Raw genomic sequence first — 22,745 nt, forward strand, 5'->3', positions numbered from 1 at the left:
CATCCGCCGCGGAGTACTGGATCATCCGCCTTCGCGGATGATGACAGCGAACCATGGGGCGCTATCGTCCTCACGCCGAAAGCTTCACCCCTCGAACGCGTCGATCGACGCCTTGCTGCCGCGCGAGACCAGCGTCTCGTCGACGGCGGGCAGCCCCTCCCCCTTGTCGCGAAAGCGGTTGGTGATGGGATAGCGGCGGTCGCGGCCGAAATTCCTGGGCGTCACCTTCACGCCGGGCGCGGCCTGGCGGCGCTTGTATTCGGCGACGTTGAGCAGATGGTCGATCCGGGTGACGGTTTCGCGATCGAAACCGGCGGCGATGATCTGATCCAGCGGCTGCTCGCGCTCTACAAGACGCTCCAGGATGGCATCGAGCACCTCATAGGGCGGCAGCGAATCCTGGTCGGTCTGGTTCTCGCGCAGCTCTGCGCTCGGCGGCCGTGTGATGATGTCGGGCGGGATCACCTCGCCCGCCGGCCCGAGCGCGCCATCGGGCTTCCAGCCGTTGCGCAGGCTCGCTAGCCGAAACACCTGCGTCTTGTAGATGTCCTTGATCGGGTTGAAGCCGCCGTTCATGTCGCCATAGAGCGTGGCGTAGCCGACCGACATTTCCGACTTGTTGCCTGTCGTCACCACCATCAACCCGGTCTTGTTGGAGATCGCCATCAGAAGCGTACCGCGGCTGCGGGCCTGGAGGTTTTCCTCGGTGATATCGGGCGGCAGATTCTTGAAGAGGCCCGAGAGGATGGTCTCGAACCCGGTCACGGCCTCCGCGATCGGCAGCACCTCATAGCGGATGCCGAGATGGCCGGCGAGCTCGCCCGCATCGGCGATCGAGTGTGCTGCGGTGTAGCGATACGGCAGCATCACGCCATGCACCTGATCGGCGCCGAGCGCATCGACCGCGATCGCCGCGCAGAGAGCCGAGTCGATACCGCCGGAAATGCCGAGCAGCACGCCGGGAAAGCCGTTCTTGGTGACGTAGTCGCGCAGGCCCAGCACGCAGGCGGCGTAGTCGGCCTTGTCGCCCTCGGGTTGCTCGGCGATCGGGCCCGTGCAGCGCCAGTCGTCGCCATTTCTCGCAAAGCGCAGCGTGACGATGCTCTCTTCGAAGGACGGCAATTGCGCGGCGAGCGAAAGATCGCCGTTGAGCGCGAACGACGCGCCGTCGAACACCAGTTCGTCCTGGCCGCCGATCTGGTTGAGATAGACCAGCGGCAGCCCGCTCTCTGTCACCCGCGCCACCGCGACCGACAGGCGCACGTCGTTCTTGTCGCGGGCGTGAGGCGAGCCGTTCGGCACCAGGATGATCTCGGCGCCGGTCTCGGCCAGCGTCTCGACCACGTTCTCGTAATCCTCGGACTCTTCCAGCCAGATGTCCTCGCAGATGGGCACGCCGATGCGCACGCCACGCACGGTCACGGGCCCCGCCGCCGGGCCGCGCGCAAACAGCCGCTTCTCGTCGAACACGCCGTAATTCGGCAGATTGCATTTGAAACGCAAGCCAGCGATGCGCCCACCGTCGAGCAGCGCGCAGGCATTGTAGAGCCTGCCGTCCTCGACCCAGGGCGTGCCGACCAGCATGGCCGGCCCGCCATCGGCGGTCTCGCGGGCCAGTGCCTCGATCGCGGCGCGGCAGGCCGCCTGGAAGGCCGGCTTCTGCACGAGGTCTTCCGGCGGATAGCCGGCGATGAACAATTCCGGAAAAAGCACGAGATCGGCGCCGTCGGCGATGGCTCTCGCGCGCGCATCGCGCGCCTTCGCGGCGTTGCCCTCGATGTCGCCCAGGGTCGGATTGAGCTGGGCGAGCGTGACCGCGAATGCTTTGAGACGTTCGGTCATGGCCGCCGCGCTCCGATCAGATAAATCCCAGTCGCTCGATGATGGCGATGATCCAGAACGCGCCGGCCATCAGCAGCGCGACGCCGACGGCGGCCGAGCCCATGTCCTTGACCCGCCCGATCTGCTTGTCGTGATCCATCGTCAGCCGGTCGGCAAGCTTTTCGATCGCGGTGTTGAGCAGCTCGACGGTCAGCACGAACGCAACCGAACAGACCAGCTCGACCGCGCGCATCGCGGTCGCGCCGATCAACCAGGCCAGCGGCAGCGAGGCGAGGAGCGCAAAAATCTCCTCGCGGACGGCCTGCTCCGATCGGAACGCAAAGGCCAGACCGTTACGGGAATTGATCGTGGCCTTCCAGATCCGCAGCAAGATCCTAGAGCCCCGCTGCGGCCGGCATCGGCGTGGCCTTGCCGGCGCGCTCCTGCTTGAGGAGCTCGGCGATCAGGAAAGCCATGTCGATGGATTGCTCGGCATTGAGGCGGGGATCGCAGACCGTATGATAGCGGTCGTTGAGGTCCTCGTCCGTGATCGCGCGGGCGCCGCCGATACACTCGGTGACGTCCTGCCCGGTCATCTCCAGATGCACGCCGCCGGCATGGGTGCCTTCGGCGGCATGGATCGTGAAGAAAGACTTCACCTCAGACAGAACCCGGTCGAACGGCCGCGTCTTGTAGCCTGAGGTCGAGGTGATGGTGTTGCCGTGCATGGGGTCGCACGACCAGACCACCACTTTGCCCTCGCGCTTCACGGCGCGGATCATGTTCGGCAGATGCTCGCCGACCTTGTCCGAGCCGAAGCGGCCGATCAGCGTCAACCGGCCCGGCTCGTTGTCGGGGTTGAGCACGTCGATCAGCTTCAGCAGCTCGTCGGGCTTGAGCGACGGGCCGCATTTCAGCCCGATCGGGTTCTTGATGCCGCGGAAATATTCGATATGGCCGTGATCGAGCTGGCGGGTGCGATCCCCGATCCAGATCATGTGGCCCGAGGTCGCGTACCAGTCGCCGGTGGTGGAATCGACGCGGGTCATCGCCTGCTCGTAGCCGAGCAGCAGCGCCTCGTGGCTGGTGTAGAAATCGGTGGCGCGCAGCTCGGGATGGGCTTCGAGATCGAGGCCGCAGGCGCGCATGAAGTTGAGCGCGTCCGAGATGCGGTCGGCCAGCTCCTTGTAGCGGCGGGACTGCGGTGAATCCTTGAGGAAGCCGAGCATCCACTGATGCACGCTGCCGAGATTGGCGTAGCCGCCGGTCGCGAAGGCGCGGAGCAGGTTCAGCGTCGCCGCGGACTGGCGATAGGCCATCAGCTGGCGCTGCGGATCCGGCACGCGCGCTTCCTTGGTGAAGGCGATGTCGTTGACGATGTCGCCGCGATAGCTCGGCAGCTCGACGCCATTGAGCTTCTCGGTCGGCGACGACCGCGGCTTTGCAAACTGGCCGGCGACGCGGCCGACCTTCACCACCGGCACCGCGCCGGCGTAGGTCAGCACCACCGCCATCTGCAGCAGCACGCGGAAGAAATCGCGGATGTTGTTGGCGCCGTGCTCGGCAAAGCTCTCGGCGCAGTCGCCGCCCTGGAGCAGGAAGGCCTCGCCGGCCGCAACGCGCCCCAGCGCCTTCTTCAGATTGCGCGCTTCGCCCGCGAACACCAGCGGCGGAAAGGTCGCAAGCTGCGCCTCGACGTCGGCCAGGGCCTTGGCATCGGGATAATCGGGCACCTGTAGCACCGGCTTGCTGCGCCAGGACTCGGGCGTCCACCGCTCGGACATCGCAATCTCTCCGTGAAGCAAAAAGCACAACCTGATCTAGGGGTTGCGAGGGCCGCCTTATACACAGGCTGGCCCCGCCCCGCCAGTTGTAAATCCATTTGGTCCTGCAAACCCTTGCGGGGAAAGCCAAATTCGCATTTGCTGGGAGGGCGAGGCAACTGGCAGGATACCTTGCGCCCATGGGCGCGGCACTGGACGACGTTTTCATCGACGAGATCAACTTCCCGGCGACCGACGGGTATGCCCTGACCGGCACCCTGTTCCTGCCGCGCGGCACCAAACGCCATGCCGTCCTGATCAATTCGGCCACCGCCGTGCCGCGCAAGATTTATCGGGGCTTTGCCTCCTACCTCGCCCATCGCGGCTGCGCGGTCCTCACTTACGACTATCGCGGCATCGGCGACTCCCGGCTCCCGGCCATGGTCGGCTACAACCAGCCGAAATCGCTGGTCGGCTTCAAGGCTTCGATGTCGGACTGGGCCGCGCTCGACGTCACCGCCGCGGTCAGCTGGATGCGGGAGCGGTACAACACCCTGCCGCTTGCCTATGTAGGCCATTCCTTCGGCGGCCAGGCGCTGGGGCTGATCGCCAACAACAGCGAAATCTCGCGCGCCGCGTTCGTGGCCTCGCAGGCCGCGACGTGGCGGCTGATGACCTCGCCGGAGAAATACCGCGTCTTCGCCTTCATGAACCTCATCGGCGTGCCGCTCGCCCACACGCTCGGCTACGCCCCGGGCTGGGCCGGCGTCGGCGAGGATTTGCCCAAGGGCGTCTTCCTGCAATGGGCCGAGTGGGTCTCGAGCCCCCGTTATCTCTTCGATTCCAAGCTGCCGGCGCTGGAGAATTTTGCGAAGTTCAGGGGCGAGCTGCGGGCGCTGTGCTTCTCGGACGATCCCTGGGCGACGAGGCCGGCGGTCGAGCTGCTCGCGAGCGGGTTCACCGCGATCAAGCCGGAGGTGCTCAACGTCAAACCGTCCGACGTCGGCGCCAAAGGAATAGGCCATTTCGGCTTCTTCCGCCCCGAGCACCGCGACACCTTATGGCGTGGCGTCGCCGAATGGATTCAGGGGGACTGAGACACAGCTTCGCGTCCTCGCGGCTCTTCTCGCCCGAGCTTTGCACGATCGCCTCACCCTCTTTTTGAAAGAGGGCGCAGGGAAGGCCGGGAGCCGGTTGGCTCCCATCGACCGCCATGCGAAGAGCAGATTGCGTGTGCTTCATGCATAGCGGGTAACAGGGCAACCGGAGCATCCCGGCCTTCCCTGCGCAGTGGCTTTACGGCTTATGACATGCTCTCCCCGGGGAGCGTTGCACTATTGCCCCCGTCGCCTCGCGGATAGCTGATGCATGTGCCCGGTTGGGCTACCTACATCACCGCAAGACTTGGCGCACAGACCCCGGGCGCCAGGACGACACGATTTTACCGTACGCGGATCACACCGGTCGTGTGCGCGAGGCCTCTTGCTCACGGTTGCCCGCCCTGCAAAACCCTTCGCGCCGATGTGACCCACGTCCACCGCCGCCCGGCCTGCGTTCGTGACGATCGCGATACGCCCCTCTTCGTTGGGCCGGGATGCAGCGACACATACGCGATTTCCGAATTTCGGTAAAGTGGAATATTTTCGGTGATCGGCATTGTCCCACCGCTCGCGTGTTTTGCCCGTCGGGCAACACAAGGGATTGTACCCGGGATGAGCGACTTGTCCCGGGACGACCTGACGTGCTCTTATGGCCGAGCTGGAAGCCGCGAGGCCGCCGGCCAGGGCGACCTAAATTACCGGATGATCGTCGTCAGCGACGAGTAGCGCTTGTTCGGCTTGGTCTCGCCCGCCGAGAACTGCGCGAACGCATCGCTGACGCGCGCGGCCGGCGTGGTCCCGTCTGCAAAACGAAATTCCTTCGGCCGCGGCGCATAGAAGCTGGCGCGGTAATAGGCGTCGTCGAAGCGTGCCTCTCCGACCCCGAACAATGCATCGCAAACGACCAGGAGCGCGTAGACTCCCGCGACCGCTGCAACGATCTCCCTTAGAATTGACATGCCGATAGCCCTGCCCTTTTGCCGGCAGGATGCACGCCGGTTCCAAAGCCGAGGTTTAAGGCACCACGCTTCTTGTCCGCAGGGTTTGCCGCGACTGAGCGGATTGCAGACAATTTTATCGATCTCAAAAAAGGAGCCCGCCGGATCGGACGATCAGGCGGGCTCAGGATTGGCCGATCGGGAGGTTATCGGACGGCCAAATCAGATGGCTAAGTTCATCCACACGGCCTTGGGCTCGGTGAAATTGTCGAGTGCGGCGGTACCGTGTTCGCGGCCGAGGCCGGAGTCGCGCTCGCCGCCCCAGGGCAGACGCACGTCGGTATAGCCATAGGTGTTCATCCAGACCGTGCCGGCGCGCGCCCGCTTGGCGAAGCGCTGCAACTTGCCGAGGTCGCGGCTCCAGACGCCGGCGGCGAGGCTATAGGCCGTGCCATTGGCGATACGAAGCGCATCGGCTTCGTCCCTGAACTTGATGACGCTCACGACAGGCCCAAAGATCTCCTCCTGCGAGATGCGCATCTCGTGGGCGACATCGGCGAACACTGTCGGGCTGACGAAATAACCGCGCTCCCCGACCCGTGTCCCGCCGGTGACGAGCCTCGCCCCCTCCTTCTGGCCGATGTCGACATAGTCGAGGATCGATTTCATCTGCTTCTCGGAGATGACGGGACCGAGTGCCGTCTTGCGATCGAGCGGATCGCCGATCCGGATCGACTTCGCGCGCGCCGCGAGCCGCTCGACGACTTCGTCATAGGCCTTTTCCTGCACCAACACGCGAGAGCCGGCCGAGCAGACCTGGCCCGCATTGAAGAAGATGCCGGAGGCCGCAGCCTTGCTGGCGGCTTCGAGATCGGCGTCGTCGAAAATCACGTTGGCCGACTTGCCGCCGAGCTCGAGCGAGACGCGCTTGAAGTTGCCGGCCGCGCCCTTCATGATTCCGCGCCCCACACCGGGCGAGCCGGTGAACGTGACCTTGTCGACATCAGGGTGATTGACCAGCGCATCGCCGACGACGCGGCCGGGTCCCGTCACCACGTTGAACACGCCCGCCGGCAGGCCGGCTTCGAGCGCGAGCTCGGCGATACGCAGCGCCGACAGCGACGTCAGCTCGGCCGGCTTCATGACGATGGTGCAGCCGCAGGCGAGCGCCGGCGCGAGCTTCCACATCCCGATCATCAGCGGGAAATTCCACGGCACGATCGCCGCGACCACGCCGACCGGCTCGCGCACGGTATAGGTCAGCGCATCCTCGCGCACCGGCACGACGTCGCCACTGATCTTGTCGGCCCAGCCGGCGTAGTAGACCAGCGTGTCGACGGCGGCCGGAAAGTCCTGGCGCGTGGTCGCGGCGATCGGCTTGCCGGCATCGATCGACTCCAGCTCAATGATCTCCTCGGCGTTGCGCTTGAGCAGATCCGCCCAGCGCAGCAGGATCTGGCCGCGCTCGGAGGCGCGCATGGTGCGCCACGGGCCTTCGAACGCGCGGCGTGCGGCGGCCACGGCAAGCTTAACGTCGGCCTCGCCGCCTTCGGCGACGGTGGCGATCACCTGCCCGGTGGCAGGATTGAGGGACTTGAAGGTGCGGCCGGAGCTGGCGGGGACGCGGCGGCCGTCGATGAGCAGATGCTGCGGCCGCGCCATGAACTCGCTGGCCCGCGAATGCGCAAAGTCATATGCAACAGACATCATATTTCCTCCTGATCTGGTATGCCAGACTAGGTAGATATTGGCTGTAGTAAATATGATATGGTTTGCAAATGGACTCCCCTTATATGAAGCCAAGTTCATAAGGACAACAGATGCTTCAGATCGAGATCGAGGCCGTCTGGCGGTTTCGCCGGGAGGGCAGCCCGCGCACCGTCGCCGTCATGCTCGGCGTGCTCAACGAGATCCGGAAGACCGGAAAGATCACCAGCGCCGCCAGCGATGCGCACCTCTCCTACCGGCACGTCTGGAATCTGATCGAGCAATGGTCGGAGTTCTTCGGCACCCCGCTGGTCGAAACCCAGCGCGGCAAGGGCTCGAAGCTCACGCAGTTCGGCGAGCGCCTGGTGTGGGCCGGCGAGCGCATGCAGGCGCGGCTCGGGCCGCAGCTCGAAAACCTCGCACAAGAACTCGCCAGCGAGATCAAGCCGTTCCTCGAACAGCGCCCGTCCGTGATCCGCGTCCACGCCAGCCACGGCTTTGCGGTGGCCAAGCTGCGCGAATTCCTCGACCGCGAGCCCGGCATCGGCGTCGACCTCCGCTATGTCAGCAACCAGCATTCGCTGGTCTCGCTCGCGCAAGGCGCCTGCGACCTCTCCGGTCTGCATCTGCCGCACGGCGCGCTGCGCGCGCAAGGCATCAAGGCCGCTCGCGAATGGCTCGATCCGCGCGAGGATCGCATCATCAGCTTCGTCACCCGCGAGATGGGCCTGATGGTCGCGCGCGGCAATCCGCAGCGCATCGCCTCGCTCGATGATCTCAGCAGGCCAAACGTCCGCTTCGTCAACCGCGACCATGATTCCGGCACGCGCCTCTTGTTCGATCAGTTGCTCGCAGCTCACGGCATCGACGAGAGCAGGATCAACGGCGCGCAGCAGATCGAGTTCACCCATGCCGCGGTCGCAGCCTATGTGGCGAGCGGCATGGCGGATGCGAGCTTCGGTGTCGAAGCCGCCGCCCGGCATTTCGGCCTCGACTTCATCCGCATCCTCACCGAGGACTATTTCTTCGTCTGCAAGCGCGCCTTCCTCGAGACGGGGCCGATGCGGCGCATCCTCGAAATCATCCGCAGCGCCGATTTCCGCGCCGCCATCGCCACCCTGCCCGGTTACGTGCCGTCGGACACCGGCACCGTGACCGGCGTGAAAGCGTTTCTGGAGATGCACGCCGTGCGGTGATGGCCGCATGGCGCGGCCGCCTTGTCCGCGACGGGCAAGAGTGGCAATGTTGCGAAGCTGAATCCGAGAGACTCGTCATGTCGCGCGCGAGCGCCAAATCACTGCCCCAGCTGAGCCTTCGCATCGACCTCGACGGCGAGGATCGGATCGGGCCCGGCAAGATCGAGCTTCTGGAGCAGATCCGCGAGCACGGCTCGATCTCGGCGGCCGGGCGCGCGATGGACATGTCCTACAAGCGCGCCTGGGATCTCGTCGACGAGATCAAGCGCATCTGCGGACATCCCGTCGTGGAGCCGCAGGCCGGTGGCAAGGGCGGCGGCGGCGCGATGCTGACGCCGTTCGGCGAAAAACTCGTCGCGCGCTACCGCAAGATCGAGCGCGACGCAGCGCGCGCCGTGCACAAGGAGCTGGAAGCGCTCAGAAGCGACATCGGCCGCTCCCGAAAGTCGTGACCTAGTTCGGCCGCACCGTCATTTCGGGCATCGATTGGGTCAGGGCTTCGCCCAGAAGACCCTGCTCGGCTTTCGGGATCGAGAACCGCACCTTGAAGCCGTCCTCGGTCTGCAGCGTGATGATGCGCTGGGATGTGTCTGTCGACTGCTCGATCGCCCAGGATGCCAGCGGATAGGCGTAGCGCAGGCTCTGGTCGCCATAGCGCGCCTTCAGCGCCGCCTCGAGCAGGCCCGGAAGCGTCATGATCAGCGCGCCGACCTGGTTGAGCGAGACGCTGACGGCGGCGGAGCTGCCCGTCACATCCTCGAACCCCAGCGAGATCGCACCGCCGTCGGCCGCGACCTCGCAGGTCGTGAGCTGCCTCACCTTGATTTCCATCGCCGGTCCCGGCCCCGCACATCGCTATATTCATCACGATATATCGATAAGTCCACCCGCGTCCAGCTCGCTTTTCTGGAATTGATCGAATCCGCTGCCATGACCGACCCGAGGAAGGCGTGATATATCATTCGATATAACGAGGCCCGAACGGCCCGTTCTGCAAGGGAGCGCAAAGCCTATGAGTGACTTCAATCTTCTCATCGACGGCAAGATGGTGCCCGGCGACATGACGATGCCGGTTCTTAATCCCGCGACCGAAGAGGTGCTGGCGCAGTGCCCGCGCGCCTCCAAGTCCCAGCTCGACACGGCCGTGGCCGCCGCGAAGGCCGCCTTCCCGACCTGGGCCGCGACGCCGATGGAGGATCGCCGCAAGGTCGTGATCGGGATGGCCGACGTCATCGAGGCCAATGCGGGCGAACTGGCACGCCTGCTCACGTCAGAACAGGGCAAGCCGCTGGCGGATGCGACCGGCGAAGTGCTCGGCATGGCCGCCTTCTTCCGCTATCTCGGCTCGCTCGAATTGCCGATGAAGGTGATCGAGAATTCCGGCGACCGCAAGGTCGAAGCCTATCGCCGCCCGCTCGGCGTCGTCGGCGCCATCATCCCCTGGAACTACCCGCTCCTGATTCTCGCCTTCAAGCTTCCCTCCGCCCTGCTCGCCGGCAACACGCTGGTGGTCAAACCGGCGCCGACCACGCCGCTCGCGACCCTGCGCTTTGCCGAGCTGATCAAGGACGTGGTGCCGAAGGGCGTGCTCAACTTCATCACCGACGCGAACGATCTCGGCAGCGAGATGACCAAGCATCCTGATATTCGCAAAATCTCCTTCACCGGCTCCACGGCGACCGGACAGAAGGTGATGGCGAGCGCGGCGCAGACCCTCAAGCGCATCACGCTGGAACTCGGTGGCAACGATGCCGGGATCGTGCTCGACGACGTCGATCCGAAGAAGGTCGCGCCCGGCATCTTCGAAGGCGCCTTCCAGAACTCCGGCCAGGTCTGCCTCGCCATCAAGCGGCTCTATGTCCATGAGTCCGTCTATGACGAGCTTTGCAACGAGCTGGTTGCGATCGCCAAGAACACGGTGGTCGACGACGGCTCCAAGCAGGGCACTAAGCTCGGGCCGCTCCAGAACAAGATGCAGTACGAGAAGGTGAAGGCGTTCCTCGAGGATGCGCACAAGAACGGCAAGGTGGTTGCCGGCGGCGCCGCGATGGACCGTCCCGGCTATTTCATCGAGCCGACCATCGTGCGCGACATCCAGGAAGGCTCGAAGCTGGTCGACGAGGAACAGTTCGGGCCCGTGCTGCCGTTGATCAAGTATTCCGACAAGGACGATGTGATCCGCCGCGCCAATGCCACCACCTACGGCCTCGGCGCCTCGGTCTGGTCATCCGACATCAAGCGTGCGCACGAGGTGGCAAGTCCGGCACGGTGTGGATCAACAAGCATCTCGACATGGCCCCGCACATCCCGTTCGGCGGCGCCAAGCAGTCGGGCATCGGCACCGAATTCGCCGAGGAAGGCCTCGCCGAATTCACCCAGCTTCAGATCATCAACGGACCGCCGGCGGCCTGATCCGAAAGCCGGGGCCGCGGCGACCGTCGCGGCCCCATTCATTATTGAAGACGGAGGCGGACCATGTTCGATGCGCAATGCGACCTCGCCGCCCTCGTCTACGAGCCGCATCAGGATCCGGACACGGTTTTGCGGGACTTCGCCAGCGATCTCAAGGCGCGCGGCGTTCGCGTGGTCGGCATGGTGCAGGCGGGACAGTGCGCCGATTCGAGCCTGTCGGCCGTCCTGCTTCACAGCGGCGAAAAATTGCTGCTGGCGCAGGATTTCGATCCCGCCGCGCAAGGCTGCCGACTCGATCTGGCGCGGCTCCAGAATGCCGGCGAGCGAATCGCGGACGCGCTCTCTCTTGGTGCCGACCTCGTCATCATCAACCGCTTCGGGAAGCGGGAGCGCGAGGGCAAGGGACTGGCCTATCTCGTCAACAGAGCGCTCGATGCCGATATTCCGGTGCTGATCGCGGTCGCGAGCGACCGGTTCGATCAGTGGATCAAATTCGCCGGCGGCATGAGCGTGAAGCTCTATTGCGCCCGTGCCCCACTCGATGCCTGGTGGCGAGGCGTAACATCGTCGCGTGCGGATCAGACAATGCCGCACGCGACGATCTGCGAGTTCAAGTAGGCCTACTTGCCGATCATGACGTCGGACGCCTTCACCACGGCGTGCACGCTATCGCCGACCTTGAGGCCGAGATCGTCCACCGCCTCGTTGGTGATCGACGATGTCATCGTCACGCCCGAGGCGAGCTCGATCTTAACGTGAGCGGTCGTGGCGCCCTTGTTGATTGCGACGACCTTGCCAGGGAGCTGGTTGCGCGCGCTCAGTTTCATGTCAAAAACCCCTCTTCGATCGCGCCTTGGACGCTGCATCGTCGCGCCGCACGCGCAAAATTCAGTCAGCGTCACGCCCGGCAGATCACCACGATCCACCGTGACCGCAGATAGCCGCGATCAGCCTCGGCCGTCAACCGGCCGAGGTCTGGCCGCGCGAGCTCAGCCGTGGCCGGCCTCCTTGCGATGGCCGTTGTCGCTGAGGCGGTCGACCCAGGCGATGCCGATCGCCGAGACGATGAAGGTCATGTGGATCAACACCTGCCACATCACGCCGGTCTCGGTGAAATTGCTGCGCGTGGTGCCGAGATTGCCGGCCTCGATGAAGGTCCTGAGCAACGAGATCGAGGAGATGCCGATGATCGCCATCGCGAGCTTGATCTTGAGCACGCTGGCATTGACATGGCTGAGCCATTCCGGCTCGTCGGGATGACCGGTCAGGTTCAGGCGGGAAACGAAGGTCTCGTAGCCACCGACGATCACCATGATCAGGAGGTTCGAGATCATGACGACGTCGATCAGCCCGAGCACGACCAGCATGATCTGCTGCTCGCTGGCGTCGAACGAGTGCGCGACCAGATGCCAGAGCTCCTTCAGGAACAGCAGCACATAGACGGCCTGCGCGACGATCAGGCCGACATAGAGCGGCACTTGCAGCCAACGCGAGCCAAAAATGAGCTGCGCAAACAGGCCTAGGCGCGGCGGCTCGGCCTGCGCCGAAGGTGCTTTGGGTTCGGACGTCATGAATTACTCCGGATTGCGGAAAGAGTTGTCGCCTCAGAGACTCGCGATGACAGGCGCGAGCTCGAGCGAGCCCCGATAGATCATCTCGAAGGCGACGTAAATGATGATGGCAAGGCCGATATAGGCGACCCAGCGATGCTTCTGGAGCACGCGGCCAAGCAGATCGGCGGCAACGCCCATCATCGCGACCGACAGCAACAGCCCGAAGACGAGAATGTAGGGATGCTCGCGCGCGGCGCCCGCAACCGCGAGCACGTTGTCCAGCGACATCGAGACGTCGGCGGCGACGATCTGCACCGCGGCCTGACCGAAGGTCTTTCGCTGCACGGTCGCACCATCCGCGCCGCCGCCATGGCTGAACGCCAGATGCCTCGCATGCGCCTGCTCGCGGAGCTCGCGCCACATCTTCCAGCAAACCCAGAGCAGCAATACGCCGCCGGCAAGCAACAGGCCGATGACCTGCAAAAGCTGGGTCGCCACGCCCGCAAAGACGATGCGCAGGACAGTGGCGGCGGCGATGCCGACGATGATGGCGCGGCGGCGCTGCTCGGCCGGCAGTCCCGCTGCGGCAAGGCCGATGACGACGGCATTGTCGCCGGCGAGCACGAGGTCGATCAGGACGACTTGAAGGAGGGCAGTGAGCGCTTCGGGTGTGATGAATTCAATCATGTTTGATCATTTTTTGGGGCAGCCGGATCGAGCCAATGCGGCTTCTTCCGCTCGACCCAATCCAGGACCTTCGACCGTGAGGAGCGCAACGCAGGCACGTCCTCGGCAAGCAGCGCGAGACCGAGCGGCAGCATCCAGACGCCGAGGATCGGAAGGAAGGAAAGCACGCCGCCCACAATGAGGAGCGCGCCCGATGGAATTCTGACCCAGCGGCTCGACGGCTTGAGCAGATAGGTGACCGTGTCACCCATACGGGGCGGCAGCCGATCGACGAGCTTGTCGAGGCGCGGGTCGCCGCCGGCCATTTCGCTGGCGGGACTTGCGGCTTCATTCGTACGCTCGTGCGATGCTGCGTTCATGCTTACTCCTCTGTGGCGATCTGCCGTTCGGTGCGCCCTTGACCCGACGTGACCGGCTTCGCGCGCGGCAGCACCAGCGTCAGCAAGCGCAACAATTTGATCGCCTGCACTTCATGGGGGTGTACGTCCTCATCCGCCGCAGCCACGCGCTCCGACAGCTCCATCAAATGGGACGACAGCGGCAGGTTCGAAACCGGCCGCAGCGTGTCGATCACGACATTGGCAAAATCCGGTTCCTCGAGCCGTTCGGCGAGTTCATCGAACATCGCATAGAGCCGTTCTTCCGAAATGTGCGGCGCCAGCTTGCGATCCCTGATGAAACGGATCACCTCGTCGCGCTCGACCGGCGAAACGCGCCGGTCGGCAACCGCGACCAGCGCGCCCACGATCACCAGCGCAACCGCGGCCTGCTCGTTCAGGCTGGACGGTTCCGTGATTTCGATCGGATTTGAGGATTTGGCTGCAGACATCGTTGCTCCCTTAACTTGCGAAATGACCGCACGGAGCTGCGATGGGGGACGAATGGTCGGAGAGAACGTACAGAGGCCCGACGATCGGCCGATCCATCGCATTCGCGCGGGACAGGTCATCCGACATCACGAGGTTTGCCGACAAACGTCGGCGTCCTCGCCAGAGGGGCCCGGATTCTTGTTCGTGTCAGAGATAAAGGTGGGTCCGTCGGAATCAAGGCGAGATGACTGCGACCAGCCGCCGCATCGGTTCCATGGTCGTGCATGGTGTCCCGGACGCGCCGCGACGCTTCAGGCGTTGCTGCGCGCAGCCAGGCCCCGGGAACAACGTTGCATAGGCCCCGGCCCTGCTGCGCACCGCTAAGTCGGCGCTGCGCTGTGTCCGAGGCAAGAGGCCACCATTTCGTCGCGCACCTGCATCAACGCGTCTCACCCCACCGGCTCGACCAGATGCGCACGGGATGGCGCGGGATCGAACCTGTCGCCGAAATATTGCGTCTCGTGCGTCACCAGTCCGTCGTGGAATTCCATGATGCTCACGACATAAGACGGCACCCCGTCATAGCTCAGCACGAATTCACTGACCCAAAGATCGCCGCCGCCAACGATCCGCCGAACCGTGAAGCGCTTCTGGTTCGGCTGCACGAACCTGCTCTCCTGAATGTTCCTGCGACCGCGGATGCGCTCGCCCGACTGCGGATAGTCGAGCACTGCGTCCTCGCGATAGATATCGTGCTCGACCTCGAAATCATTGGCGTCCGAGGCGTCCCAATGTCGCTGAAGCGCTGCCAATACGGCTTGATCGTTCATCTCGGCCTCCAATGTCGACTTACCGTATCGTAACACTGAACTCGGCTCTGGTGATCGCTGCCTGGCGCCGGGAACCACGAGGCCGGCACGTCGGTTAGTGCAGCTCACAACCCATCCGCCGCCTCACAGGAACTCCCATGTGCCGCTGGATCGCATACCGAGGCGAGACCACCTCGTTTGAGCCTTACGTCACCGAGCCCGAACATTCGCTGGTCGCGCAAAGCATCCGCTCGCTGCAATCCACGGCGGGCTCGAACGGTGACGGCTTTGGTCTCGGCTGGTACGGCGAGCATCCGGAGCCCGGCCTTTATCGCGAGACCCGCCCAGCCTGGTCGGACGAAAACCTGCGCTACCTCTGCCGGCATCTGCGCTCGCATTTGTTTTTCGCCCATGTGCGCGCCGCCACCGGCACGGCGGTGACGCGGCAGAACTGCCATCCCTTTGCCTGCGGCCATTGGATGTTCATGCACAACGGTTTCGTCGGGAGCTGGAATCGGCTGCGGCGCAAGGTCGAGGCGCTGATCCCCGATGCTTATTATCCGTCGCGGCTGGGCACGACCGACTCGGAAGCCGTGTTCCTGGCGATGATGGGCGCCGGCCTCGACAGCGATCCGCTTGGAGCGACGCGGCGCGTGCTGCAGGCCCTCGTCGGCCTCGTCAATGAAGGCCAGCTGCGCGAACGGCTGCGCTTCACCAGTGCGATCGCCAACGGCCGGGATCTCTATGCGTTTCGAGTTGCGGTCAACGACGCCGCAAATACGCTCTATTACCGGGAGGACGGCGGCCAGGTCATCGTCGTGTCCGAACCCTTCGACAAGGAATCGGACTGGACCGAAGTGCTGCCAAATCACGCGCTGATCGCCCGCGCGTCCGAAAACGTGAAGATTGTTCCGTTCGAGGTTGCAATTTCCGGTGAGTGCGACGCGGAACCCGCCCCCGTCAGACGGATTATCGCCCGCAGGTAATGTCTTTGCCGGGTGCCCAATGACATCTACTTCGGACGTTTTGAAACTGCTGCGCCTCGATTCCTCGGGTGACAAGCAGCACCGGGTCATTCGCTCTGCCGGCGGCGGGGCCAAGGCAGCTGAATATTCCTTCGGCATCGAGGAGGAGTACTTCCTGGCCGACCGCCGCAGCTTCGAGGTCGCAATCCAGACTCCGAACGAGCTGTTCGAATCGGCGAACTGGTCGACCGGCGGCCAGGCCATGCGCGAGATGCTGCAATCCCAGCTCGAGGTCGCCACCAACGTCCACGTCGACGTCAACGACGCCCGCGAAGAGCTTCGCTTCCTGCGGCGCGAAGTCGCCACCGTCGCCGCGCAATATGGTTTCGTGATCATGGCCTGCGGCACGCACCCGACCGCGGTCTGGCGCATGTCGCAGCCGAGCCCGAAACCGCGCTATGAGGAGATGATCGAGGATCTCCGCAGCATCGGCCATCGCAACATGATGTGCGGCATGCATGTGCACGTCCAGCTGCCCGATCCCGAGAAGCGCATGGCAGTGATGCGGGCGATGCTGCCGCATCTGCCGCTGTTCATCGCGCTGTCCGCGTCCTCCCCGTTCTGGAATTCGCACAAGACCGGACTGAAGGGCTACCGTCTCGCCGCCTATTCCGAGCTGCCGCGCACCGGCCTGCCCGAACTGTTCGTGAGCCGGCAGGATTACGACGACTATGTCGGCGCGTTGCAGCGCTCCGGCGTGATTCCCGACGAGAGCCACATCTGGTGGGCGATGCGCCCGTCGATGCGGCATCCGACCCTCGAGCTTCGTGCGCCCGACACCTGCACCTTCGTCGACGACGCCGTCGCCATCGCCTCGCTCTATCGCTGCCTGACGCGCCACCTCTATCTGCGGCCCGATCTGTCCAAAGGGGTCACCGCGGTCGAACGCGCAATCGCGGTGGAGAACAAATGGCGAGCCCAGCGCTACGGCACCGATTGCATCTTCGCCTCCAGAGACGGACCGGTCACGATCTCGGAGATGCTCTCTCGAATCATCGACGACACCGCCGGGGACGCGGACGCGCTGGGCTGCACCGCCGAGATCGAGCATTGCCGCGTTATTGTGGACCGCGGCAGCTCGGCCGAATTCCAGCTTCGCGCCTATCGCGAAAACGGCGACGACATCGCAGCCGTGTCACGATGGATCGCTACATCGACGATCTCAGGAACCAGCGCGCCCATCGGGCGCAGTGCTCCAGCGCCGTCATAGCGCCCGCGCAAGCTTCGCGGACGAGAACGTCATTTCTGAATTGCCACGCCGTGGGGGAATGCATGACTGACATCGCCTGGTGCGCCGGTTGCGGCCACAGCCTGGTCCCGATCCTGTCCGAGAACGGCCGCGCGCGGCCAAGCTGCTTCTGGTGCGAGGGCGTCGACGCCCAGGCCATGGAAATGGCAAAGTGGGCTGACAGCCCGGCCGGCAAGCCGGATCGGGCCGCGCCTCACGCTTTTGATTGAGCCGCCCTCTGCGTCAAACCCGCGCCACCACACGCGGACGGAACACGGAATCCACGGTCGGTGAAAGAGCCGCGACCGGCTTTCGCGTCGGCCGGCGCCGCGGGATGAAGAAATTGTTCACGACGATCGGCTCGTGGTCGCCGAGCGCGATCCGCTCCTTCACGAGCAGGCTCATGACCGAGCGCATCTTGATGACTTCCTGCGCCACGAAGCCGCAATCCTCGTCGCGGTTGATCTGCTCATGCATGATCGCTTCCGCTTCGCGCATGCTGACGCGGAGCGCTCTGATGGTTCTGCGGATTTCGTTGATACGGTTGTCCATGGCGGCCTCCATCTCGGTCGCAGCATAAGAACAAAACATGAACAACCTGTCAATCGCCGCCGTGCCGGATCGCGACGCTTTCGCTAAATCCCGAAGGCGCCATCGGACCGATCTGGCACCTGCGCCGCTGCACGCGCACTGGCGGGGCTTGCCGACAAATTAGACAGGTCCCCTCGCTGCGCCGGACGCGCGTCCCTGGCACGCGTCCGACGATCAGAACAAGCCGTCGATCTAACCTCCCGTGCAGCCACCGGATTTTTCCCGAACGGGCACGCCGGCATCGCGGCGCCAGGCCCGCTTGCTGCTTCGCAAACCAACTGGCCCAAAATTCGCAATGACGGTGCAAGCGAAGCAACGGCGCAGAGCGGAGAACGTCATGAACGTGCATGCTGCGGGCGATCTCAAGACGACCGGCCTCACCCATCCGAATGGCGCGCCGCTCCGCCTCAACACGCAGGACTTCATCGCAATCGATCGCGCTCGGAATGCGAAGTTCGAGGCGACGTATCGTCCACAAGCGCTCTACAATCGCGCCAATGAAGGCTTTCACGCCAACAACGAAACCTTCCTGCTCCACGAAGTCGCGACCAATCTGCCGATCTACCGTCCCGACACCGGTCCCACCGATTTCCATCTGCATCTTCCACCGGGCGGCTTTCAGCTCGTGCTGGTCACTTCGGGCGCTTTCACCTTCGACTATGACGGGCGCTTCTACAATGTCGGCCCCGGCGCGGTGATGCTGCAAAGCGCGATCGTGCATCGCCAGCTGTTCTACACCTGGTCGGGCTTGCCAACCGAAGAGAATTTGAAGACGCCGCAGACGGTGGTGCCGGATCCGGTCTCGATGGGCTATTCCGGCAAATTCCTCGAAGCCTTCATCACCGATCCCACCACCTTTCCGAATCCCACCATCGTCGGTCCCGATCAGATCAACGAAGCCGAAACGCCGCGCGTGGCCTGGAGCCATCCGCTGCACGATCGCCCGGCCAATGCCGGCTTCTGGCTTCAGGATCCGCTGGCGCTGGATGCACTGTTCAAGCCGCTTGGCGACGGCTCGATCAAATCGGCGCTGCCCGTTTACGTGCGCGATATCGGCATCGAGGCACCGAGCGGCCAGCTCGTCACCGGCCATATCATCGCAACCGATCCGTGCGGCCGGTCGCTTCTGCCGAAGAGGACATCGGCATCCGCGGACGCCGCCTCGTTCGCCAAGGGCGAGGTCGTGATCTATCGCGTCATTCGCGGCACGGCGGAATTCAAGAACAAGGCGGGCGAGATCTTCGAGCTCGCGGCCGGCGACGTCGTGACCGCAGGCAAGAGCTCGATCAGCCTCATTGCGGTCGGCGAGAACACGCAGGTGCTCCGGCTCGGCCTTCTCAGGGGCATCGACGACCTTCGCGGCTGGACGCCGACGCAGCGCGACGAGATCGACGGTCTCGCCGGCCAGATCATCACGCAGAAAGACATTCGTCCGCTGCGCACCGAAGGCAAGCCGGTCGGATATCTCTACGCCTAGGAGACGCCCTACTCCGCGGCCTGGCGCACGTGGCGCGCGGTCGGGGTGCGCATGGTGACGAGCTCTTCGGCTGCGGTCGGATGCAGCGCGATGGTCGCGTCGAAATCGGCCTTGGTCGCCTTCATCTTCACCGCGATCGCGACGGCTTGCGTGATCTCGGCGGCGGCATCGCCGACGATGTGGCAGCCGAGCACGCGGTCGGTCGAACCATCGACCACGAGCTTCATCAGCACGCGGGTGTCGCGGCCGGACATCGTCGCCTTGATCGGGCGGAACGAGGTCTTGTAGATGTCGACGTGACTGAACTGCGCGCGCGCCTCGGTCTCGGTCAGACCAACGGTGCCGACCTCCGGCTGCGAGAACACGGCGGTCGGGATATTGGCGTGGTCGACCTTCACCTCGCGCTTGCCGAACACGGTGTCGGCGAAGGCGTGGCCTTCGCGGATCGCGACCGGCGTCAGGTTGAAGCGATGGGTGACGTCGCCGATCGCGTAGATGCTGTCGACCGAGCTCCTGGAGAAATGGTCGACCGCGATGCCGCCATTCGCAGGATTAATGGCAACGCCGGCGTTCTCGAGCCCGAGATTGGCGACGGCCGGATGGCGGCCGATCGCGAACATCACCTGCTCCGAGGCGATGCTCGATCCGTTCGACAGATGCGTGGTGAATTCATCGCCGTGGCGGTCGACCTTGCTCACAGTGCAGCCGGTGAGAATGGTGATGCCCTGCTTCTCCATCTCGGCACGAACGTGGGTGCGAACATCCTCGTCAAAACCGCGGAGGATGTTGTCGCCGCGATAGATCACGGTGACGTCGGAGCCGAAGCCGGCGAAGATGCCGGCGAATTCCAGCGCGATGTAGCCGCCGCCCTGAATCACGATCCGCTTCGGCAGCTTCTTCAGATGGAACGCTTCATTGGAGGAGATCACGTGCTCGATGCCGGGAATCGAGGCGCCGTGGTTGGGCGCGCCGCCGGTAGCGATCAGGATGTATCTTGCGGTGATCTTGCGGTCGTTTTCGAGCAGACGGACGGTGTGCTTGTCCTCGATCACCGCGCGGCTCTTGACGATCTGCGCGCCTGACTTCTCGACATTGGCGGTGTAGGCCGCCTCCAGCCGCGCGATTTCCTTGTCCTTGTTGGCGATCAGCGTCGACCAGTCGAAGCTGGCGGGCGGAACGGTCCAGCCGTAACCTGCGGCGTCCTCGAGCTCGTGGCGAAAATGCGAGCCGATCACGAGCAGCTTCTTCGGCACGCAGCCGCGGATCACGCAGGTCCCGCCCATGCGGTACTCTTCCGCGATCGTCACGCGGGCGCCATAACCGGCCGCGATGCGGGCGGCACGCACGCCGCCCGAGCCGCCACCGATGACGAAGAGGTCGACGTCGAATTCAGCCATTGTCCACTCCGACCCCTATCTGGAAGTCCTGATCAGATAGTGTCTGTCAGATCTCCTTGCCACGCTTGCGCATCTCGGCGCGGAAGGCTCCCATCACGGTCTCGGCGAAGTTCTGGGCCCAGGAGTTCATGAAGGCCATGGACAGGCCGATGGCGCGCGGCTCGGCATCGATCAGCTTCTTGCCCAGCGGCGACTTGTAGAAGGTGACGAGATCCTTGAGCTCCTGCTCGGTGAACTCGCTGGCATAGATCTGCGCCATGCCTTCGCCGATCTCGTTCTGGCGGCCTTGCAGCTGCTGGGCGACGATCGGGGCGACCTCGTTGAGATCCTTCTGGTAGTTGAGGTTCTGCTGGGTCAGCGCGATCTTGGTCTTCTCGACCAGACCAGGCACGGCGCCCGCGTACATCGCGGTGGCGTTCTTGATCTGCAGGATCTCCCTGGCCGCCGCGATCGCCGCAGGCGAGGCTTTGGGTTGGGCGGGTGCGGCGCCAGCCTTCGGCGCCTGCTGCGCGGCGGCCGGGACGACCGAGAGGGCCAGTCCCACAGCGAGGGTCGCAGCCGGCAAAAACTTCAAAACGCACTTCATTCCTAGTCTCCTTTCGGCTTACGCCGTTCAATCACGCGAATTCCCTCGCCGCCCGCCAGAACAGCCGAGCTGGCCAAGCCGATGAACAACCCGTGCTCGACCACGCCGGGGATCGCGCTCAACGCGCTGGCGAGGCGGGCAGGATCCTCGATCTGTCCGAGCTGGGCATCGACGATCCAGTGGCCGCCGTCGGTGACGAAAACGTGGCCATCCTTGTCCCCGCCCTTGGCCTTTCGGACCGCCATTTGCCCGGAAACGCCGCATTGGGCAAATGCCTTCTCGATCGCACGGCGTGTTGCGCCAAGGCCGAACGGGATGACCTCGATCGGCAGCGGAAATTTGCCGAGCGTCGGCACCCATTTGGTGTCATCTGCAATCACGATCATGCGATCCGAGGCCGCTGCCACGATCTTCTCGCGCAGCAGCGCGCCGCCGCCGCCCTTGATCAGGTTGAGCGCGGGATCGATTTCGTCGGCGCCGTCGATGGTGATGTCGAGATGGTCGATCTCGTCGAGCGTGGTCAGCGGCACGCCGCACCGCGTCGCATCGAGGCGAGTCGCCTCGGAGGTCGGCACGCCGATCACCTTGAGCCCGGCGGCGACGCGCTCGCCGAGCAGCTCGACGAAATGCTTGGCCGTCGAGCCAGTGCCGAGCCCGAGCTGCATGCCGTCCCGCACCTCCTCGAGCGCGCGCGCCGCGGCCTGTCGCTTCAACTGGTCCATATTCACGTTTGCGCCCGCCTCTGAAGTCTCGAATGTGCCGCCGATCGTGGCCGCTTTCGGCGGCCTATGTAGCCTCGTTTTCCGCCGGAGAACAGGGTCTGGGGAACCAGGCTATAAGCTGATCTTATGGCGCCGCCCCTTGCACTGACCTGGCCGGGCCGGTAGCGCTTGGACCATGACCTCCCCTCACACCATCGTCTTCGATCTCGACGGCACGCTTGTGGATACGGCGCCCGACCTGATCACCGCGCTGAATCACGTGCTCGACCGCGAAGGGCTGCCGCCGGTGCCGATGGCCTCGGCCCGCAACATGATCGGCGCCGGCGCCCGCAAGCTGATCGAGCGGGGGCTGGAGGCCGAGGGCCGCACCGTCACGCCCGCCGACATGGACCGGATGACCGCGGATTTCATCGCCTATTACGCCGATCATATCGCGGTCGAATCCCGGCCCTTCGAGGGGCTCGAGGCCGCGCTGGACCATTTTTCCGCGCAAGGCCATCGCCTTGCCGTCTGCACCAACAAGCTGGAATGGCTGTCGAAGCGGCTGCTGGACGAGTTCGACCTCAGTCGCCGCTTCGCGGCGATCTGCGGCGCGGACACCTTTGGCGTCCAGAAGCCCGACCCGACCATCTTTCGTGAAACGGTGGCGCGCGCCGGCGGAGCGGTCAAAGCCAGCATCATGGTTGGCGATGCCGGAACCGATGTCGGGGTGGCCCGCCGGGCCGGAGTGCCGGTGATCGGGGTTAGTTTTGGCTACACCGACGTGCCGATCGCCGACCTGAAGCCGGACCGGCTGATCCATCACATGCGTGACCTGCCCGCCGCCGCCAGCAGCCTAATGACGACATGACCTCATCAAGATACTGATATCGCTTCGGTATTCCGCGAGACCCCGCGCTAACCATCCACTAACTATGCGCAGCC

General features: G+C 64.4%; 25 protein-coding genes and 1 pseudogene. 10 read left to right on the forward strand and 16 right to left on the reverse strand.

The genetic code is table 11. The features are described 5' to 3' along the window. Positions 1–84 precede the first annotated feature (84 nt). The 3 genes from RAD10_RS16890 to RAD10_RS16900 are packed head-to-tail and all read right to left on the reverse strand — an operon-like array spanning position 85 to position 3,605. Positions 85–1,842, reverse strand: a complete 1,758-nt coding sequence (locus tag RAD10_RS16890) for an NAD+ synthase (RefSeq protein ID WP_461618407.1) — start codon at positions 1,840–1,842, stop codon at positions 85–87. Positions 1,843–1,858: 16 nt separating this feature from the next. Continuing rightward, complete coding sequence (locus RAD10_RS16895) at positions 1,859–2,212, reverse strand: diacylglycerol kinase (protein WP_028145281.1); 354 nt, start codon at positions 2,210–2,212, stop codon at positions 1,859–1,861. Between the two features lie 4 nt (positions 2,213–2,216). After that, complete coding sequence (locus tag RAD10_RS16900; protein WP_461618408.1) at positions 2,217–3,605, reverse strand: class II 3-deoxy-7-phosphoheptulonate synthase; 1,389 nt, start codon at positions 3,603–3,605, stop codon at positions 2,217–2,219. Between the two features lie 179 nt (positions 3,606–3,784). Here RAD10_RS16900 and RAD10_RS16905 point away from each other — a divergent pair, with 179 nt between their 5' ends. Next, positions 3,785–4,681, forward strand: coding sequence for an alpha/beta hydrolase family protein (locus RAD10_RS16905; protein ID WP_461618409.1), 897 nt, complete (start codon positions 3,785–3,787; stop codon positions 4,679–4,681). 698 nt (positions 4,682–5,379) lie between these two features. Here the strand turns inward: RAD10_RS16905 and RAD10_RS16910 are convergent. Then, the gene (locus RAD10_RS16910) at positions 5,380–5,643 is read right to left on the reverse strand and encodes a hypothetical protein (protein WP_461618410.1); all 264 of its coding nucleotides are present in this window, start codon (positions 5,641–5,643) and stop codon (positions 5,380–5,382) included. 201 nt (positions 5,644–5,844) lie between these two features. Next, a complete protein-coding gene (locus RAD10_RS16915; protein ID WP_461618576.1) occupies positions 5,845–7,329 on the reverse strand; it encodes an aldehyde dehydrogenase family protein in 1,485 nt (494 codons plus the stop codon). Positions 7,330–7,442: 113 nt separating this feature from the next. Here RAD10_RS16915 and RAD10_RS16920 point away from each other — a divergent pair, with 113 nt between their 5' ends. Further along, positions 7,443–8,525: a substrate-binding domain-containing protein gene (locus RAD10_RS16920; RefSeq protein ID WP_461618411.1), complete on the forward strand. Its 1,083-nt coding sequence runs from the start codon at positions 7,443–7,445 to the stop codon at positions 8,523–8,525. 77 nt (positions 8,526–8,602) lie between these two features. Then, positions 8,603–8,977, forward strand: a complete 375-nt coding sequence (locus RAD10_RS16925; protein WP_461618412.1) for a winged helix-turn-helix domain-containing protein — start codon at positions 8,603–8,605, stop codon at positions 8,975–8,977. A 1-nt stretch (position 8,978) separates the two neighbouring features. Here the strand turns inward: RAD10_RS16925 and RAD10_RS16930 are convergent, their stop codons facing one another. Then, entirely contained in the window at positions 8,979–9,356 is a 378-nt protein-coding gene (locus tag RAD10_RS16930) for a hypothetical protein (RefSeq protein WP_461618413.1), read from the reverse strand. 181 nt (positions 9,357–9,537) lie between these two features. Between RAD10_RS16930 and RAD10_RS16935 the strand changes: the two are divergent. Continuing rightward, positions 9,538–10,937: pseudogene (locus RAD10_RS16935) on the forward strand (aldehyde dehydrogenase family protein). Between the two features lie 63 nt (positions 10,938–11,000). Beyond that, a complete protein-coding gene (locus RAD10_RS16940; RefSeq protein ID WP_461618414.1) occupies positions 11,001–11,555 on the forward strand; it encodes a DUF2478 domain-containing protein in 555 nt (184 codons plus the stop codon). A gap of 2 nt (positions 11,556–11,557) precedes the next feature. Here the strand turns inward: RAD10_RS16940 and RAD10_RS16945 are convergent, their stop codons facing one another. The 6 genes from RAD10_RS16945 to RAD10_RS16970 all read right to left on the reverse strand — a co-directional run bounded on the left by RAD10_RS16945 (position 11,558) and on the right by RAD10_RS16970 (position 14,816). Continuing rightward, positions 11,558–11,764, reverse strand: coding sequence for a TOBE domain-containing protein (locus tag RAD10_RS16945; RefSeq protein WP_461618415.1), 207 nt, complete (start codon positions 11,762–11,764; stop codon positions 11,558–11,560). Between the two features lie 162 nt (positions 11,765–11,926). Then, positions 11,927–12,508, reverse strand: coding sequence for a TIGR00645 family protein (locus tag RAD10_RS16950; protein ID WP_461618416.1), 582 nt, complete (start codon positions 12,506–12,508; stop codon positions 11,927–11,929). Positions 12,509–12,541: 33 nt separating this feature from the next. Further along, positions 12,542–13,177: a TerC family protein gene (locus tag RAD10_RS16955; RefSeq protein WP_104461664.1), complete on the reverse strand. Its 636-nt coding sequence runs from the start codon at positions 13,175–13,177 to the stop codon at positions 12,542–12,544. Beyond that, positions 13,174–13,536: a hypothetical protein gene (locus tag RAD10_RS16960; RefSeq protein ID WP_461618417.1), complete on the reverse strand. Its 363-nt coding sequence runs from the start codon at positions 13,534–13,536 to the stop codon at positions 13,174–13,176. The genes RAD10_RS16955 and RAD10_RS16960 overlap by 4 nt, the downstream gene beginning before the upstream one ends. Positions 13,537–13,538: 2 nt before the next feature. Further along, complete coding sequence (locus RAD10_RS16965; RefSeq protein ID WP_461618418.1) at positions 13,539–14,006, reverse strand: tellurite resistance TerB family protein; 468 nt, start codon at positions 14,004–14,006, stop codon at positions 13,539–13,541. A 429-nt stretch (positions 14,007–14,435) separates the two neighbouring features. Further along, a complete protein-coding gene (locus tag RAD10_RS16970) occupies positions 14,436–14,816 on the reverse strand; it encodes a nuclear transport factor 2 family protein (RefSeq protein WP_338307166.1) in 381 nt (126 codons plus the stop codon). Positions 14,817–14,953: 137 nt separating this feature from the next. Between RAD10_RS16970 and RAD10_RS16975 the strand changes: the two genes are divergently transcribed. The 3 genes from RAD10_RS16975 (at position 14,954) to RAD10_RS16985 (ending at position 17,278) form a co-directional block, all read left to right on the forward strand. Next, entirely contained in the window at positions 14,954–15,781 is an 828-nt protein-coding gene (locus RAD10_RS16975) for a class II glutamine amidotransferase (protein WP_461618419.1), read from the forward strand. A 19-nt stretch (positions 15,782–15,800) separates the two neighbouring features. Beyond that, positions 15,801–17,030 (forward strand): carboxylate-amine ligase, encoded by a 1,230-nt coding sequence (locus RAD10_RS16980; protein ID WP_461618420.1) that lies wholly within the window; start codon positions 15,801–15,803, stop codon positions 17,028–17,030. A gap of 62 nt (positions 17,031–17,092) precedes the next feature. Further along, on the forward strand, positions 17,093–17,278 hold the full coding sequence (locus RAD10_RS16985) for a hypothetical protein (protein ID WP_461618421.1): 186 nt from the start codon (positions 17,093–17,095) through the stop codon (positions 17,276–17,278). 13 nt (positions 17,279–17,291) lie between these two features. On the opposite strand, the gene RAD10_RS16990 is transcribed toward RAD10_RS16985, so the two are convergent. Continuing rightward, positions 17,292–17,600 (reverse strand): hypothetical protein, encoded by a 309-nt coding sequence (locus RAD10_RS16990; protein WP_461618422.1) that lies wholly within the window; start codon positions 17,598–17,600, stop codon positions 17,292–17,294. 376 nt (positions 17,601–17,976) lie between these two features. Between RAD10_RS16990 and RAD10_RS16995 the strand changes: the two genes are divergently transcribed. Further along, positions 17,977–19,116 (forward strand): hypothetical protein, encoded by a 1,140-nt coding sequence (locus tag RAD10_RS16995; protein ID WP_461618423.1) that lies wholly within the window; start codon positions 17,977–17,979, stop codon positions 19,114–19,116. Positions 19,117–19,124: 8 nt separating this feature from the next. On the opposite strand, the gene gor is transcribed toward RAD10_RS16995, so the two are convergent. From gor to rpiA, 3 genes are read right to left on the reverse strand one after another with little or no spacing between them, the layout of a single operon-like run. Further along, positions 19,125–20,513 (reverse strand): glutathione-disulfide reductase, encoded by a 1,389-nt coding sequence (gene gor, locus RAD10_RS17000; RefSeq protein WP_461618424.1) that lies wholly within the window; start codon positions 20,511–20,513, stop codon positions 19,125–19,127. 46 nt (positions 20,514–20,559) lie between these two features. Beyond that, positions 20,560–21,099: a DUF2059 domain-containing protein gene (locus RAD10_RS17005; RefSeq protein ID WP_461618425.1), complete on the reverse strand. Its 540-nt coding sequence runs from the start codon at positions 21,097–21,099 to the stop codon at positions 20,560–20,562. Between the two features lie 2 nt (positions 21,100–21,101). Further along, positions 21,102–21,827, reverse strand: coding sequence for a ribose-5-phosphate isomerase RpiA (rpiA, locus tag RAD10_RS17010; RefSeq protein ID WP_461618426.1), 726 nt, complete (start codon positions 21,825–21,827; stop codon positions 21,102–21,104). Between the two features lie 169 nt (positions 21,828–21,996). Here rpiA and RAD10_RS17015 point away from each other — a divergent pair, with 169 nt between their 5' ends. After that, positions 21,997–22,671 (forward strand): HAD family hydrolase, encoded by a 675-nt coding sequence (locus RAD10_RS17015; protein ID WP_461618427.1) that lies wholly within the window; start codon positions 21,997–21,999, stop codon positions 22,669–22,671. Positions 22,672–22,745: the final 74 nt, after the last annotated feature.

The sequence above is a fragment of the Bradyrhizobium sp. 23AC genome (genome assembly GCF_054863025.1).

Coding starts and splice junctions, on each gene's coding strand:
- RAD10_RS16890 (WP_461618407.1), bottom strand. CDS start 1,842: ATGACCGAACGTCTCAAAGCATTCGCGGTCACGCTCGCCCAGCTCAAT.
- RAD10_RS16900 (WP_461618408.1), bottom strand. CDS start 3,605: ATGTCCGAGCGGTGGACGCCCGAGTCCTGGCGCAGCAAGCCGGTGCTA.
- RAD10_RS16905 (WP_461618409.1), top strand. CDS start 3,785: ATGGGCGCGGCACTGGACGACGTTTTCATCGACGAGATCAACTTCCCG.
- RAD10_RS16910 (WP_461618410.1), bottom strand. CDS start 5,643: ATGTCAATTCTAAGGGAGATCGTTGCAGCGGTCGCGGGAGTCTACGCG.
- RAD10_RS16915 (WP_461618576.1), bottom strand. CDS start 7,329: ATGTCTGTTGCATATGACTTTGCGCATTCGCGGGCCAGCGAGTTCATG.
- RAD10_RS16920 (WP_461618411.1), top strand. CDS start 7,443: ATGCTTCAGATCGAGATCGAGGCCGTCTGGCGGTTTCGCCGGGAGGGC.
- RAD10_RS16925 (WP_461618412.1), top strand. CDS start 8,603: ATGTCGCGCGCGAGCGCCAAATCACTGCCCCAGCTGAGCCTTCGCATC.
- RAD10_RS16930 (WP_461618413.1), bottom strand. CDS start 9,356: ATGGAAATCAAGGTGAGGCAGCTCACGACCTGCGAGGTCGCGGCCGAC.
- RAD10_RS16940 (WP_461618414.1), top strand. CDS start 11,001: ATGTTCGATGCGCAATGCGACCTCGCCGCCCTCGTCTACGAGCCGCAT.
- RAD10_RS16945 (WP_461618415.1), bottom strand. CDS start 11,764: ATGAAACTGAGCGCGCGCAACCAGCTCCCTGGCAAGGTCGTCGCAATC.
- RAD10_RS16950 (WP_461618416.1), bottom strand. CDS start 12,508: ATGACGTCCGAACCCAAAGCACCTTCGGCGCAGGCCGAGCCGCCGCGC.
- RAD10_RS16955 (WP_104461664.1), bottom strand. CDS start 13,177: ATGATTGAATTCATCACACCCGAAGCGCTCACTGCCCTCCTTCAAGTC.
- RAD10_RS16960 (WP_461618417.1), bottom strand. CDS start 13,536: ATGAACGCAGCATCGCACGAGCGTACGAATGAAGCCGCAAGTCCCGCC.
- RAD10_RS16965 (WP_461618418.1), bottom strand. CDS start 14,006: ATGTCTGCAGCCAAATCCTCAAATCCGATCGAAATCACGGAACCGTCC.
- RAD10_RS16970 (WP_338307166.1), bottom strand. CDS start 14,816: ATGAACGATCAAGCCGTATTGGCAGCGCTTCAGCGACATTGGGACGCC.
- RAD10_RS16975 (WP_461618419.1), top strand. CDS start 14,954: ATGTGCCGCTGGATCGCATACCGAGGCGAGACCACCTCGTTTGAGCCT.
- RAD10_RS16980 (WP_461618420.1), top strand. CDS start 15,801: ATGACATCTACTTCGGACGTTTTGAAACTGCTGCGCCTCGATTCCTCG.
- RAD10_RS16985 (WP_461618421.1), top strand. CDS start 17,093: ATGACTGACATCGCCTGGTGCGCCGGTTGCGGCCACAGCCTGGTCCCG.
- RAD10_RS16990 (WP_461618422.1), bottom strand. CDS start 17,600: ATGGACAACCGTATCAACGAAATCCGCAGAACCATCAGAGCGCTCCGC.
- RAD10_RS16995 (WP_461618423.1), top strand. CDS start 17,977: ATGAACGTGCATGCTGCGGGCGATCTCAAGACGACCGGCCTCACCCAT.
- gor (WP_461618424.1), bottom strand. CDS start 20,513: ATGGCTGAATTCGACGTCGACCTCTTCGTCATCGGTGGCGGCTCGGGC.
- RAD10_RS17005 (WP_461618425.1), bottom strand. CDS start 21,099: ATGAAGTGCGTTTTGAAGTTTTTGCCGGCTGCGACCCTCGCTGTGGGA.
- RAD10_RS17015 (WP_461618427.1), top strand. CDS start 21,997: ATGACCTCCCCTCACACCATCGTCTTCGATCTCGACGGCACGCTTGTG.